Source organism: Devosia sp. (assembly GCF_017307565.1).
Lineage (GTDB): Bacteria > Pseudomonadota > Alphaproteobacteria > Rhizobiales > Devosiaceae > Devosia.
Map to the genome: position 1 here is coordinate 1 of NZ_JAFKHD010000068.1, position 14,280 is coordinate 14,280.

The following is a 14,280-nucleotide window of genomic DNA, read 5'->3' on the forward strand; positions in this document are numbered from 1 at the left end:
GGCCGGCTGCAAAGCGGCGACGACTGGACGGTCGTGCCGACCATCGTGCGCTCGCGCGCGTCCATCGGCAGCAATGCAACCATCCTGCCCGGCGTGACCATCGGCGAGGGCGCCATTGTCGGCGCCGGCGCAGTGGTGACGCATGACGTGCCGCCGGGCGCGATCGTCGCCGGCGTGCCGGCGCGTCAATTGTCTTCCCAAGGGGTCGCTTTGGCGACCAGGCATGAAGGAGCGCTATCATGATCGGCGTCGGCGTTGTCGGATATGGCTACTGGGGCCCCAACCTCGTTCGAAACCTGGCGGACCTCCCCAATGCCGACCTGCGTTGGGTATGCGACCTGCAGACCGAGCGACTGGCCCGCTTGCGCAGCCGCTACCCGGCCGTGCAGATCACCGAGGATTTTGCCAACCTGCTGGCCGACCCCAAGGTGGACGCGATTGCCATCGCCACCCCGGTCTCGACGCACTTTGCCCTCGCCATGCGGGCCCTGCGCGCCGGAAAGAGCGTTTTCGTCGAAAAGCCCATCACGGCCACCGCCGAACAGGCCGAGCGCCTGATCGAGGAAGCCGACCGGCGCGGCCTCGTGGTGGCGGTGGACCACACCTTTATTCATACGGGCGCCGTCAAGAAGCTGCGCGAGCTGATCAACAAGGACCTGGGCGAGGTCTACTATTATGACTCCGTCCGCGTGAACCTCGGCCTCTTCCAGCACGATGTCAGCGTCATGTGGGACCTGGCGGTGCATGACCTTGCCATCATGGACTATGTGCTCGGCGCCCGCCCCCGTGCGGTCTCGGCCACCGGCATGTCCCATGTCGCCGGTTCGCCGGAGAACATGGCCTATCTGAACCTTCATTTCGACTGCAAGCTCATGGCCCATGTGCACGTCAACTGGCTCGCCCCGGTGAAAATCCGGCGCACGCTGATCGGCGGCAGCAACAAGATGGTCGTCTATGACGATCTGGAGCCGAGCGAGAAGATCAAGGTCTACGACCGCGGCATCACGCTCGACCCGATGGCGCCCAAGGCCGGTGAGCGCAAGAACCAGATGCGCATCGGGTATCGCGCCGGCGACATGTTCGCGCCCCAGCTCGACATCACCGAGGCGCTGGGGTCCGAACTCGCCGAGTTCGCCTCCTGCGTCGAGAAAAACACCAAGCCCACCGCCGACGGCGAGGCCGGGTTGCGGGTGGTGCGCATTCTGGAAGCTGCGGGCCAATCGCTGGCCAAGGGCGGCGCGCCGGTCGAGCTCGCCAGGGAAAGCGTATTGGCATGATCCCGTTTCTCGATATCAAGGCGCAATACGCCACCATCCAGCCGTCATTGGAGGCCGCCGCCCTCAAGGTGCTGCGCTCCGGCCGCTATGTGCTCGGCGAAGAAGTGGCGGCGCTGGAGACTGAGTTCGCCGAATATTGCGGCACCAGCCACGCCATCGCGGTCAATACCGGCACAAGCGCGCTGCACCTCTCGCTGATCGCCGCCGGTGTCGGGCCGGGCGACGAGGTGATCACCACGCCGTTCACCTTCGTCGCGACTGCCGCCGCCATTCGCTATATCGGCGCCCGGCCGGTCTTCGTCGATATCGACCCGGTGACCTTCACCATCGATCCCTCAAAAATCGAAGCGGCCATAACCCCGCGCACCAAGGCCATCGTGCCGGTCCATCTCTATGGGCAGATGGCCGATATGGACGCCATCATCCTGATGGCGGCGCGGCATGGTCTGGCCGTGATCGAGGATGCCTGCCAGGCCCATGGCGCCACCTATCAGGGCCAGCGCGCCGGCAGCCTCGGCCTTTCGGGCTGCTTCAGCTTCTATCCTGGCAAGAACCTCGGCGCCTGCGGCGAGGGTGGAATGATCGTGACCAATGACGACGAGCAGGCGCACAAGATGCGCATGCTGCGCGATTGGGGCCAGGACCGCCGCTATCACCACGTGCTCGAAGGCTACAACTATCGCATGGACGCCATTCAGGGCGCCCTGCTCCGGGTAAAACTGCGGCATCTCGAAGACTGGACCGAGGCACGTCGCGCCCGCGCCCGTCTTTACACACAGCAGTTGGCAGGCGCCCCGGTCGAGGTACCGCGCGAAGCCCGTGGCCGCCGCCATGTCTGGCACGTCTTCGCCATCCGCTCGCGTGACCGCGACCAATTGCAGAAATACCTGCTGGCCGAGGGGGTCGAGACCGGCCTCCACTATCCGGTGCCGGTGCACCTGCAGCCATCCTATTCCGATCTGGGCCACGGCCCGGGCGACTTCCCCGAGGCCGAGGCCGCCGCCAACAGCGTGCTGTCCCTGCCCCTCTATCCCGAACTTAGCCTGCGCGATGTGGAGATCGTTTCCGAGCTCGTGCGCCAGGAGTCCTATGTCCATTGAGTCCATTGAATTCAACCGTCTGACCCAGTCGGTTCATGGGCGCTCCGTCGTGAAAGACGATCCGTCTTTTGAAGAAGGCCTCGCCGCCTGGCTTAACGACACCTACGGCTCGGCTTCCCTGCAGGAGGTCTATGCCCGCTTTGCCATAGGCGATGGCAAGCTGGACGCGTTGATGCGCAAGGCAATCTGGCAGGCAGGCGTGCGAAGCTGCGGCCCGGGCCTGCAGGTCGGCAGCCAGGTCGGGTTCCGTCACCTCGAAACCTTCGATATCGGCGCCAACGTCTTCATCGGCGCCGGGGCCTATATCCAGGGCCGCTTCGACGGCACCTGCATCATCGGCAACCACGTCTGGATCGGCCCGCAAGCCTATCTCGACGCGCGCAACCTCATCCTCGGCGACTATGTCGGCTGGGGCCCCGGCGCCAAGGTGCTGGGCTCGCAGCATACCGCCCTGCCGGTTAGCGAGCCGGTGATCGCAACCGATCTCGAGATCAAGCCAGTCCGCATCGGGTCCGGCGCCGATATCGGCACCAATGCCACCATCCTGCCCGGCGTCAGCATCGGGGAAGGCGCCATCATCGGCGCTGGTGCAGTCGTGACCTCGGATATCCCCCCTTTCACCGTCGCTGCCGGCGTGCCTGCTCGCGTCATGCGCCACCGCCAGGACGTCACCTAGGACAGAAAAGGAGCCAGCCATGCGCAACAAGCGAATTCTCATCACCGGCGGCGCGGGGCTCATTGGCTCGCACATTGCAGATCTGCTCGCGGCACAGTCGCCAGCCGAAATCATCGTCTATGACAACTTCGTGCGCGGGCGCTCGCGCAATCTCGATCATGCCCGTGCCAACGCCAACCTCACCATCGTGGCCGGCGACATCCGCGACACCGATCTGCTGGCCGTGACCATGGCCGGCGTCGATATTGTCTTTCATCAGGCAGCGATCCGCATCACCCAATGCGCTGAGGACCCGCGCCTGGCCCATGACGTGCTGGCGACCGGCACGTTCAACGTGCTCGAGGCTGCCGTGACCGCCAAGGTGCAGAAGGTGGTTGCCGCCTCGTCCGCCTCGGTTCTGGGCGCCGCCGATATCTTTCCGACGACCGAGCAGCATCACCCCTATAACAACCGGACCATCTACGGCGCGGCCAAGACCTATAATGAGGCCCTGCTGCGCAGCTTCAATGAAATGTACGGCCTCGACTATGTCGCGCTGCGCTATTTCAACGTCTATGGCCCGCGCATGGACGTCTATGGTGCCTATACCGAGGTGCTGATCCGCTGGATGGAGCGCATCGCGGCAGGCCTGCCGCCCATCATCATGGGCGATGGCACCCAGACCATGGATTTCGTCCATGTGCACGACATCGCCCGCGCCAATATTCTGGCCGCCACATCGGGAGCAACCGATACGGTCTTCAACGTCGCGAGCGGCACCGAAACCAGCCTCTCGGAGCTTGCGCGAATCCTGCTCGAAGCCATGGGGTCTCGCCTGACGCCCGTGCATGAGCCCGCGCGCAAGGTCAATCCGGTGGCGCGACGCCTCGCCTCCGTCGACAAGGCCGAGCGCGAACTTGGCTTCCGGGCCGAAATCTCCATCGAACAGGGCATGGCCGATCTGGTCGCCTGGTGGCGTGCGGAGCGGCTGGCAGAGCGGAGCGATGTCGCATGAGCACCCAGCAAATTCCCGTTGCCAAGCCGGTGCTGGATGAACTCGAGGTCGAGGCAGCTCGCCGGGTCATCCTTTCGGGCTGGGTCACGCAAGGGCCCGAGGTGGCGCGTTTCGAGCAGGAATTCGCCGCCTATGTCGGCGCACCCCATGCCTGCGCCGTTTCCAACTGCACCACCGCATTACATCTGGCGCTGATGGCCGTCGGCGTCGGCGAAGGTGATGAGGTGATCACGGTCAGCCACTCTTTCATCGCCACAGCCAATGCGATCCGCCATTGCGGCGCGACGCCGGTCTTTATCGATATCGAGCAGGACGGTTTCAACATCGATCCCGACCGCATTGCCAGCGCCATCACCCGGCGTACCAAGGCCATCCTCTGCGTGCACCAGCTGGGCATGCCGTGCAATCTCATGGCGATCATGGCCATTGCCCGGCGCTATGGCATCAAGGTCATCGAGGATGCCGCCTGTGCCATTGGCAGCGAAATCCATTGGGACGGCGAATGGCAGCGCATCGGCCGGCCACATGCCGACATCGCCTGTTTCTCCTTCCATCCGCGCAAGGTGATCACCACCGGTGACGGCGGTATGCTGACCACCGCCAACCCGGAATATGACCGCGTATTCCGCAGCCTGCGCCAGCACGCCATGACCGTGCCCGACACGGTCCGCCACGGCTCGCGCCAGGTGATTTTCGAAAGCTACGCCGAGGTCGGCTACAACTACCGCATGACCGACCTGCAGGCCGCCATTGGCCGGGTGCAGCTCACCCGCCTGCCAGAGATCATCACGAAGAGACGCGAGCTGGCTGCACTCTATACCAGCCTCCTTTCCTCCATCGACGGGCTGACTGCGCCGATCGAGCCCCATTGGGCCCGCAGCAACTGGCAGAGCTATTGTGTGACCCTGCCAAGCGGCGTGAGCCAGGCCGGGGTCATGCAGGTTCTGCTCGACCGGGGCATTTCCACCCGGCGCGGCGTCATGAACGCCCATGTCGAGCCCGCCTATGACGGCCGCGGCAATTATAGTGCGATCGACACCCTGTCGCGTTCGATTGCCGCTCAGGAGAGCGCCATCATGCTGCCGCTCTATGTGCAGATGAGCGAGGCCGATGTGGCCATGGTCGTCTCCGAACTCAAGAACGCCCTGACCCCAGCCGTGGCCGCTGCCTAGCGCACCACGGCCGGCTCGTGCCGCAATACGAAGTAGATCACCGGCCGCAGCCGGGTCGGGATCCACTGTTGCGGCACCAGGCGCACCAGCTGGGCCAGCGACAGCCAGCAGCCGATCGCTGTTCCCATCAGCGCCCAGGCCAGCCCCAGCCAGAACGGCAGCAGTTCCACACCGACCAGCACCACGGCCGTTAAACCGGCAAAGAGAGCGATGAGCACTGTGTTGTCGTGGGTCCACCTGAACCCGCTCAGCCGACGCACCAGATAATAGATCAGAAGGCCGTGCCATATATAAAGAGCGGCAAAGGCAACGCCGGCACCCATGAGCCCAACCACAGGCAACAGGAGCCAGGTCAGCCCCACCTGCACCACCGCTGCCGCCAGCTCGGTCCAGAAAAACATCTGACGGGCGCCCTTGGCGAGGATGATGAAGCCCATCGGCCAGGCCACCACCCGCAACAGCATGCCGAGACAGAACCAGCGCAGCAGCGGCACCGCGTCGGCAAACTGAGCGGAATAGAACAAGGTCATGATCACTGGTGACAGCGCCAGCGTTCCGAGGAGCCCCGGGGCCGCGAGGAGGATGCTGACGCGGGCTTGTTCATTGACCATGCTGTTGCACTCGGCATTGTCCTGCGCCACGGCCGAGAGGCGCGGATAGAAATCCGTGCCCATGGCCTGGAGAATGAAGCCGACATAGATGCCGCCCAGCGCCCAGGCAGCCTGATAGTTGCCGGCCGCATCGACCCCCTCGTGCTGCACGACGAGGATGCGGATCAGGAAGGCGGCTCCTGCAGTGAGAAGGCCACTGGCCATGAAGGCAAAGCCCAGCTGCAGCAGCAGCCGGGTTTCCTCGGTGAAATCGGACCAGGCGAGGCTGACCTTGGGCAGCGCGATCTTGCGCCCATACCACTGCGCCGCCACCCAGGATGTCAGCGCCACCGCGATGAGCGAAGGCACGACGCCGTCTTCCCCGAAGAAGTAGACCAGCGGAATGGCAAAGACCGTGTTGAGCAGCGCCCCCACGATCGTCATCCGGGCGAGGTCGCCGATCCGGCGCGAACCCTGGATAACGGCAATGGGCGCTCCGGCCATGATGCGGAGCATGACGGCAAGACCCACGAGCATAACGCCTGTCGCGCGCGCCGGCGTGTCGAAGGAGAGGTTCGAAATCTGCGGCGCGAGGACCAGCAGCATCAATGCCCCGAACCCACCCAGCCCCCATGAGGTCAGGGTCAGCACGCGGGCGATGCGGGCGACCTCGCGCGCGTCGCCGCTCGAGAGCGCCACCGCCACCTGCCGCACGCCGCTCGATTGCACGCCGAGGCCAACCAGATTGGCCGCGAGATCGACGATGACGTTGTAAATGCCGAACAGCCCGATTCCCGCCGGCCCCAGCAAAACGGCCAAAACCTTCAGCCGCACCATCGACAGAATGATATTTATGACTGAGGACGCACCGATCAGCGACGTCGACTTGAGGATTTCGCCATAGCGGGAACCCGTCCCAGCATCCTCGATTCTATCCTGGCTCGCCATAATTCCCACTGGCCTCAAATCGTGCCCCGAACTGTGGCAAGACCCGCAGGAGGTCGCAATCAGCGGAAAATACAGAACGACATGAGTGTTTTACATCGAACGATGTAGGCGAAGATGTAGGCAATAATTATTTTGATCTGCGAATATGCGAATTGCTTTACGTCCATCAAAACTGTTGCGACAAAGACACACAACACCCGTCAATCCACAAAAAAGCGAAATTAACTAAATCCCAACCATGATATAGCAAAAAGATTCGACGATTAATTTCATAGGACGACCCAGTTGTTTGCGGCATCCTGAAATTTCGGTCGCTCGCAATAGGGCAAAAGAATGGCCGCGTTCCTGGCCTTTTTGCCGATTTTGGCCGCCTCACAGCCCGATTTAGCCGTCAATCCTGAAGTCGTATTAACTACAGAAGGAACATCAGATGGCTGGTTGGCCAGATGCAACAAATACCGGCGTACCTGACGGTGTGCAGCTGCTCCCCTCTGGTGACGTCGTCGTTACCAAGCCGGGTACAGTTATTTCGGGCCTCAACATTACCGGAACGGTCTATATCGCCGCCGACAATGTGACCCTGCAGAACTGTAAGATTACCTCAAACAGCTTCTCTGTCGTGCAGATCAAGGCCGGCAGTTCCGGCGTCATCGTCCAGGATTGTGAAATCAACGGCGTTGGCACCAATAATGAAGGCAGCAGCGGCATTACCGGCGCCGGCACCTTCCTGCGCAACAACATCTACAATGTCGAAAACGGCCTCAACATCGGGCCGGGTACCGGCACCGTGATCGAAGGCAACTACATCCACAATCTGAAGGCGTCGGGCTCCCCTCACTATGACGGGATTCAGATCGATGGCGGCCAGACCGACACCATCGTGCGCCATAACACCGTGATCAACGACCACACCCAGACCGCTGCGCTGATGATCGACAACTATTTCGGTCCAGTGAAGAACATCCTGGTCACCGACAATCTGTTGGTGGGCGGTGGCTACACCATTTATTCGGACGGCCAGTTCAATGGCGGTGTGATGACTGGCATCCAGATCACCAACAACCATGTTGGTGGTGGCTACTGGGGTCCGCTCAATGCCAACAGCACCTCGCCGGTCTATACCGGCAACGTGATGGACGGCGTTGCGGTTGCGGCCACGCTGAACGGCCACGGTAACGAAAGCACCACTCCCCCGGTCACCCCGACTGATCCGGTGACGCCCCCGACCTCCAATACGGCCACCGAAGGCCCCGACCGTCTGGTCGGCGATTCCGGCGACAACCGCATTGACGGCAAGGGCGGCAACGACATCATCGATGGCGGTGCGGGCAATGACACCATTATCGGTGGTGCCGGCTACGACATCCTGACCGGCGGCCCCGGCAGGGACACGTTCGTATTCGCCAGCGCAGCCGATATCGGCGACCGCCCCGGCGCACGCGACATCATCACGGACTTCACCCCCGGTGAAGACAAGATCGATCTGTCCGGCATCGACGCCAACTCCAAGCTGGCTGGCAATCAGGACTTCACCTTCATTGCGGCCAACAATGGCGCTTTCACCAAGACGGCAGGCGAACTCGCCTGGCACACTGACGCCGCACGCGGCATCACCTTGGTGCAGGGCGATATCGACGGCGATGGCGTGCATGATTTCGAACTGGAACTGAAGGGCGTGCTGTCCCTCAAGGCCAGCGACTTCATTGGCGTGACCGACAAGGCGACCTCGCCGGGCAATCCCTCAACGCCTGAAACCCCGGACGTGAGCAATCCCAGCGTTCCGCCTGCCACGGGCAACATGACCAATGTGATTGGGACCAACGGGGCCGACAAGCTCTTCGGCGATGCCGGCGACAACTTCCTTGATGGCAAGGGCGGCAACGACATCCTCAATGGCGGTGCCGGCAACGACATCATCTATGGTGGTGCCGGTCGCGATATCATGACCGGGGGTGCCGGTAACGACATCTTCCTGTTCAAAGCCGTGTCGGAAATGGGCACCAAGGCCAGCACGCGGGATATCATCACCGACTTCACCCAGGGCCAGGACAAGATCGACCTTTCGGCGATTGATGCCAACTCCAAGCTGGCCGGCGATCAGGCATTCACTTTCCTGACCGGCGACAACCAGGCTTTCAGCCGCAAGCCCGGCGAACTGGCCTGGCGGATCGATGAAGCACACAACCAGACCATCATCCAGGGTGACATCAACGGCGACGGCGTGCACGATTTCGAAATCGCGCTCACCGGCCAGATCCACCTCAATGCTGGTGACTTCATTCTCTAGCACCTGATTGACGCAGGCGGCCTATCGGCTGCCTGCACCAAAAGCGAAAAGGAGCGGGCCCTGCAGACGCAGTGCCCGCTCTTTCTCTTAGGCCATCTGCAACGGCCGGATCGGCATGACGCCGCCGACGATATCGGCCACTGCGGCGCTGCGGATCGCCAGGATGTGCCGCGCCGGCCATGGGCGGTGCGCGAGCACGCTATCCTCGTCGAACCGCGTCACCTCGAAGAGGCATCGCTGGCGCGGATGATAATAGAAGAAGCGGTAGCCCAATTCGGCAATCGCGGCGTAGAGCGGCAGCGATGCCAGCCCCAGCAGCAGCACCATCACATCAACCTGACCTGCCCGCAGGGTCTCCATGGCCCCCTCAAGCACCTGCGGCTCGAAGCCCGCGACATTGATCTTGAGCAGGTGGATGTGATCGAGCGCCATCGCCTCGGCCACCGCATCGAGCGTATCGACCGCAACCAGTTCGCTATCGGCGTCATCACTGCTGCCCGGGGTGAGCAACTGGCTCATCCAGGTCTTGGGCGCGGTGGCGAAGCGGGCCGTTTCCTTGCGGTTCGACAGGGCCATCTGGTGGACGACAACCCGCCCCTCCACCCCATTGCGCTCGATATTACGCTGCAGGGTCTCGGTATTGACCCGGCTGGGCTCGAAGGCCTCAACCCGCGCCTGCGGCAGGCACACAGCCGCAAACATCGAAAACTGCCCGATGGCGGCCCCGACATCCACCACTTGCCAGTGCGGCTTGGCCACCAAACGCAGGAAGGGGAACTCCGGATCGATGAAATCGCCGAACATAACCAGGGTCGGCGGGAACTGTCCGGGATAGTCAAATTCGAGGATCGCCCCTGACTTCAAACGCATTTGTGATTGCGCTGGGCGTGTTAACCAAATTTTTACAAATCGCATTGCGCCGGCCGCCGTCGCCAAAGGACCGGCGGAACGAAGGCCCCAGCTCAGCTTGTCGCCGACGATTTGCAGCCGCCTCATTGCCATCTGCCCACCCAACTCCGTTCACGGCCGACGCCAAAGCGCTGCTGGCACAAGAAAATCTACAATATCCCAAACTAGTTGAGTTGTGATTTGCCAGTTTGATCTAGCGGAAAACCGACCGAACTAGACCAGTCTAGATGAAGCCAAGTGGCTTATTTCATAGACTTTTCGGCGCACTCAGAGTCACGGGCGTGTCACGCTCGATATGTTCAGTTAAAAATTAGGTCAACTACACACGACAAACAACCAACTCGTGGGGACAATATGTCTGAACAAACAAGCTTAGATATCGAACGGAGTATCTACGCCGTCTGGCACAACACACAGTCAGAAGATGGAGAGGAGCACAGCGGCATACTAATATTGGCGGACACCGGGGTTACATTTCAAAGTCTATTGAAGGCAGCCCAGCAGTGTTTCCCGCGCGTCGCCATCACGCTGGCCAGCCAGATCCCAGACGACAACACGGAAATTCAACCGCCCAGGCTGATCCTTCTCGACGCCTTTGCCTTCCGCAATATTTCCACCACCATCTCCCAATGCCGGGAGCGCTACCCGGGCACCTTGATCGCGCTCATGGTTGAAAGTGGCTGGAACGAAGACCCAGCCCTGCGGGCCGTCGTCGCCGAACGCGCGATACAGGGTCTTGTGCCGTTCAATCTGCAGATCAATGTCTGGTTGGCGACCATATGGCTGCTTTTGAATGGCGGAGAGTATTTTCCCAGCGTTATCAACCCGCGATCCGCCGCGCGTGGTTTTTTGACCCGCCGCAATCACCACAGCAATTCCGACGATCCCAACGCTGACTCGGCCGGCGTACTGTCGGGCCGCGAGGGTGAGGTTCTCGAATTGATGTCGGACGGGCTGCAGAACAAGATCATCGCAGCCAAGATGGATCTGTCCGAACATACGGTGAAGGTGCACGTGCACAACATTATCCGCAAGCTCAAGGTCCACAACCGCACCCAGGCCGCTGCGGTCTTCAGATCCTTCGACCGCCGCCCAAGCTATGAAGTTCTGGGCAGCGCCTCACCCGGCCCATCGCGCAGCCTTCTGAAGTAAGCTGCAGACAATCTACCGAGCGACGTGCAGGAGGCCACGCCTTCGCGGAGCGCAATTACCAATTTCTTCGAGAAGTTTGTGCAAGCGGGCACGTGTTGGGATATACTGACGCAGCTTCCGCCGGCAACTAGGTCGTCACGCAACCATTTGGCATCCAAAGCATTTTTTTCGGAAACTACTGAACTCTCAAGAACGAAAAGACTTCGTCTAAAAAAATCTGCGCCCCAAGACCACGGTCAAGAAATGACGAACGGCTTAAAAACGAGAATATCGATCCAAACCTTTGGTGATGTCTCATTTTCTGAAAATGGGAGACCGCTAAACCCCCCGTTTAACCTGATACGTCTTCTCGTCTACGTCCTGCTCGAGGGCCACGGAAAGCCCGTTATGCGCAGGCGCGTAGGGGATCTTATCTGGTCGGACAACGGGTCCGAACAGGCGAGCGCCGACATTCGCCAGGCACTCGTGCGCATCCGCCGGTTCCAGCTGGAACACGACCTGCAGCTATTGGCGGTCGACGCGCGCATGGTCTGGCCCACCCTGGCGGACGATATCTATTTCGACCTGGCCGAGTTTGTGAAACTGGCGGCCAACCCCACCCTGTCTGGCTGCGTTCGAATGTGCGCAATCTACAATGGCGAACTGCTCTCCTCCCTTCGGGCCGCCGGCGAAGGTTTCGAAGAGTGGCTTTCCTATCAGCGCACCGCACTACGCAACGATTTCGTCAGCACCATCTCCGAGGCGGTGCTGCCCGACAGCGCCCTGTCTTCGCATGATCGGCACTTTTGCGCGCAGAGCCTGCTGCGCATCGACCCCTATCACGAGGGCGCCCACCGCGCGCTCATGCGCGTTGCAGCCGAAAACGGCCAGTTCTCATTTCTGCGCAAGCTGTTTGGCGAGTTCAATCACAAGCTGCGCAATGAACTGGGCGTCCCCCCCGACGAAGAAACCATACGCCTCTACCAGCGACTGATCTCGCAGGCACACGCTACCTAGCCTGCTCGATCGATGCCCTGCGCTCCGAAGGTAGGTTAGTCGAGAATAGCAACGCGATCTCGTTAGGAAAAATACGCCCTAGTCCCGTCTCGCAAGCAGGCGCCCGGCTATATAGTCCCCGATAGGCAGGGACGATGTCGCCGCCGGCGACGGCGCGTTGCACACGTGCAGCATGCGTGCGGTTTCGAGCATGAGGAAGTCCTGCACCATGGCCCCGTCCCTGGACACAGCCTGAGCACGGATGCCCGCGGGCATGGGCGAGAGGTCGGACAATTCGAGCTGCGGGCAATATTTGCGGCAGGCGGCGAGATAGCGGCTGGCAAAAAGACTATTGCCCAGTTCATCGAGTCCCGACCGCAGATTGCGCCCGATCAACTGCCACAAACCGGCGAAGCGCGCTGCATCCATGAGATCGCGCGGGGAGGCAGAGCCCTTGGCATAGCCTTCGCGCGCAAGGCCCAGCACCGCATTGGGCCCAAGGCTGATCCCGCCATCGATCATCGGCGTCAGGTGAATGCCGAGGAACGGCAGGGCCGGGTCCGGCACCGGATAGATCATCGCAGTGACGAGCCCCTGGCGTTGCGGCGGCAGCCGATAATATTCGCCGCGGAAGGGCACGATGGCGAAGTCGACATCGAGCCCGGCCATGCGCGCCACACGGTCCGCCTGCAGCCCGGCACAGGCCACCAGCGCCGATGCGGTAATGCTGCTACCGCCAAGATCGAGCTCCACATCACCCGCGCGCTCCCGTATCGCCAGCGGCACCACGCCCATGGCGATCTCGCCCCCGCCGGCCCTGACATCATCGGCAAAGGCCGAGAGGATTTCGCGATAACTCACGATCGCGGAGGAAGGCACGTGCAGTGCGCTCATGCCGGCAATCGCGGGCTCCCTCTCGGCAATTTCCTCGCCGGACAGCGGCGTCACGGGGATGCCGTGAATGCCGGCTCGTTCTTCCAGCGCCTTGAGGCGCTCGACCTCGAGCGGCGAGGTTGCGACGATAAGCTTGCCGCGCTCCTCGAACGAAATGCCTTTGGCCCGGCAATAATCCTTGGTCATCGCCATGCCCGCACGGCAAAGGCGCGCCTTCAGGCTGCCTGGGGCGTAGTAGATGCCGGAGTGAATGACACCGGAATTGCGCCCGGTTTGGTGGAGGCCAAGCGCCTCCTCCTTTTCGAGCACAATCAGCTTTGCATCGGGCCAGGCGGCCAGCAGCGCGCGCGCCGTTGCGAGCCCGACAATGCCCCCACCAATGACACAGAGATCGTAGTGCATCGCTCCGCCCCCACCCGCGTCAGCTCACCGGCATATCGACCATTTCGCTGGCGATGCGGCGGGTCACTTCGGTGGCACTCTCCTGCCACGAGGGCATGGCCCAGCTAAACCGGCGCTCGAAAAGGTTCGAGTTCAGCACCGAGGCGACCGGGCGCGGCGCCGCAGCCTTGTAGTCGTCGCCCGAAATGTCCCGCACCTCCGCCCATGGCCCGCCAACCGCCCGGCTTGCCGCAAACACGTGTCGCGCCAGGCCCGCCCAGCTGGTGCTGCCGCGACAGGTCAAATGGTAGAGCCCCCAATGATCGTCATCCAGCCGCCCGGCAAGATGGAGAATGGCATCGGCCACATCGAGCATCGACGTCGGAGACCCGAACCGGTCGGCCACCACATCGATCGTGCCCCGGCTCCCCGCCAGCTTTAGCATGGTCCGGATAAAATTGCTGCCATAGGGGCTGTGCGCCCAGGCCGTCCGCAGGATGACATGCTTGGGGTTTGCAGCCTTAACCGCCAGCTCGCCGGCATATTTGGACCGCCCATATTCTCCGAGGGGCGCAGCCGGATCGCCCTCGTCATAGGGCTTCCCGTTGTCCCCGGCGAAAACATAGTCGCTTGAAATGTGAACCACGCCGACGCCCATCCGCGCCGCGGCCGACGCCAAGGCACCTGCCCCATCGCAATTGGTGGCAAACACCAGGCCCGGTTCGCTCTCGGCCTTATCCACCGCGGTATAGGCGGCCGCCGACACCACCAGATCCGGCTGCACCTTTTCAAGCGCGGGCAACAGCGTTTCCCGGCGCAGCAGATCGAGCTCCGGGCGCCCCATGCTCACAAGCTCGATACCGTCTCGCGACGCCGCCCGTTCCATCAGGCAGCGGGCGAGCTGACCATTCCTGCCGCTCACCAG

General features: G+C 62.1%; 13 protein-coding genes. 9 read left to right on the forward strand and 4 right to left on the reverse strand.

Translation table 11 applies throughout. The features are described from left to right. The 6 genes from J0I64_RS01350 to J0I64_RS01375 form a co-directional block, all read left to right on the forward strand. The coding region (locus tag J0I64_RS01350) for a DapH/DapD/GlmU-related protein (protein WP_291405667.1) at window positions 1-243 on the forward strand (243 nt) is incomplete at its 5' end. After that, window positions 240-1,277, forward strand: coding sequence for a Gfo/Idh/MocA family oxidoreductase (locus tag J0I64_RS01355; protein ID WP_291405669.1), 1,038 nt, complete (start codon window positions 240-242; stop codon window positions 1,275-1,277). The genes J0I64_RS01350 and J0I64_RS01355, both read left to right, overlap by 4 nt. Next, on the forward strand, window positions 1,274-2,377 hold the full coding sequence (locus J0I64_RS01360) for a DegT/DnrJ/EryC1/StrS aminotransferase family protein (RefSeq protein ID WP_291405671.1): 1,104 nt from the start codon (window positions 1,274-1,276) through the stop codon (window positions 2,375-2,377). Before J0I64_RS01355 ends, J0I64_RS01360 begins: the two co-directional genes overlap by 4 nt. Then, window positions 2,367-3,053, forward strand: a complete 687-nt coding sequence (locus J0I64_RS01365; protein WP_291405673.1) for an acyltransferase — start codon at window positions 2,367-2,369, stop codon at window positions 3,051-3,053. Before J0I64_RS01360 ends, J0I64_RS01365 begins: the two co-directional genes overlap by 11 nt. A gap of 19 nt (window positions 3,054-3,072) precedes the next feature. Beyond that, window positions 3,073-4,047, forward strand: coding sequence for an NAD-dependent epimerase/dehydratase family protein (locus tag J0I64_RS01370; RefSeq protein WP_291405675.1), 975 nt, complete (start codon window positions 3,073-3,075; stop codon window positions 4,045-4,047). Next, window positions 4,044-5,219, forward strand: coding sequence for a DegT/DnrJ/EryC1/StrS aminotransferase family protein (locus J0I64_RS01375; RefSeq protein WP_291405677.1), 1,176 nt, complete (start codon window positions 4,044-4,046; stop codon window positions 5,217-5,219). The genes J0I64_RS01370 and J0I64_RS01375 overlap by 4 nt, the downstream gene beginning before the upstream one ends. Here J0I64_RS01375 and J0I64_RS01380 read toward each other — a convergent pair. Continuing rightward, window positions 5,216-6,757: an O-antigen translocase gene (locus J0I64_RS01380; protein ID WP_291405679.1), complete on the reverse strand. Its 1,542-nt coding sequence runs from the start codon at window positions 6,755-6,757 to the stop codon at window positions 5,216-5,218. The two genes, J0I64_RS01375 and J0I64_RS01380, sit on opposite strands and share 4 nt — an antisense overlap. A gap of 430 nt (window positions 6,758-7,187) precedes the next feature. On the opposite strand from J0I64_RS01380, the gene J0I64_RS01385 reads away from it, so the two are divergent. Then, a complete protein-coding gene (locus J0I64_RS01385) occupies window positions 7,188-9,044 on the forward strand; it encodes a M10 family metallopeptidase C-terminal domain-containing protein (RefSeq protein ID WP_291405681.1) in 1,857 nt (618 codons plus the stop codon). 87 nt (window positions 9,045-9,131) lie between these two features. Here J0I64_RS01385 and J0I64_RS01390 read toward each other — a convergent pair whose 3' ends face one another. Next, window positions 9,132-9,914, reverse strand: a complete 783-nt coding sequence (locus tag J0I64_RS01390; protein ID WP_291405683.1) for an FkbM family methyltransferase — start codon at window positions 9,912-9,914, stop codon at window positions 9,132-9,134. A 393-nt stretch (window positions 9,915-10,307) separates the two neighbouring features. Here J0I64_RS01390 and J0I64_RS01395 point away from each other — a divergent pair, with 393 nt between their 5' ends. Then, window positions 10,308-11,105, forward strand: coding sequence for a response regulator transcription factor (locus J0I64_RS01395; protein WP_291405685.1), 798 nt, complete (start codon window positions 10,308-10,310; stop codon window positions 11,103-11,105). 387 nt (window positions 11,106-11,492) lie between these two features. Continuing rightward, the gene (locus J0I64_RS01400) at window positions 11,493-12,101 is read left to right on the forward strand and encodes a BTAD domain-containing putative transcriptional regulator (RefSeq protein ID WP_291405687.1); all 609 of its coding nucleotides are present in this window, start codon (window positions 11,493-11,495) and stop codon (window positions 12,099-12,101) included. A 78-nt stretch (window positions 12,102-12,179) separates the two neighbouring features. Here J0I64_RS01400 and lhgO read toward each other — a convergent pair whose 3' ends face one another. Further along, window positions 12,180-13,376 carry an L-2-hydroxyglutarate oxidase gene (gene lhgO / locus J0I64_RS01405; protein WP_291405689.1) on the reverse strand — a complete coding sequence of 399 codons (1,197 nt, stop codon included), beginning with the start codon at window positions 13,374-13,376 and terminating at the stop codon, window positions 12,180-12,182. A gap of 19 nt (window positions 13,377-13,395) precedes the next feature. Then, complete coding sequence (rfbD, locus tag J0I64_RS01410) at window positions 13,396-14,277, reverse strand: dTDP-4-dehydrorhamnose reductase (protein WP_366933672.1); 882 nt, start codon at window positions 14,275-14,277, stop codon at window positions 13,396-13,398. Between the last annotated feature and the right edge of the window lie 3 nt (window positions 14,278-14,280).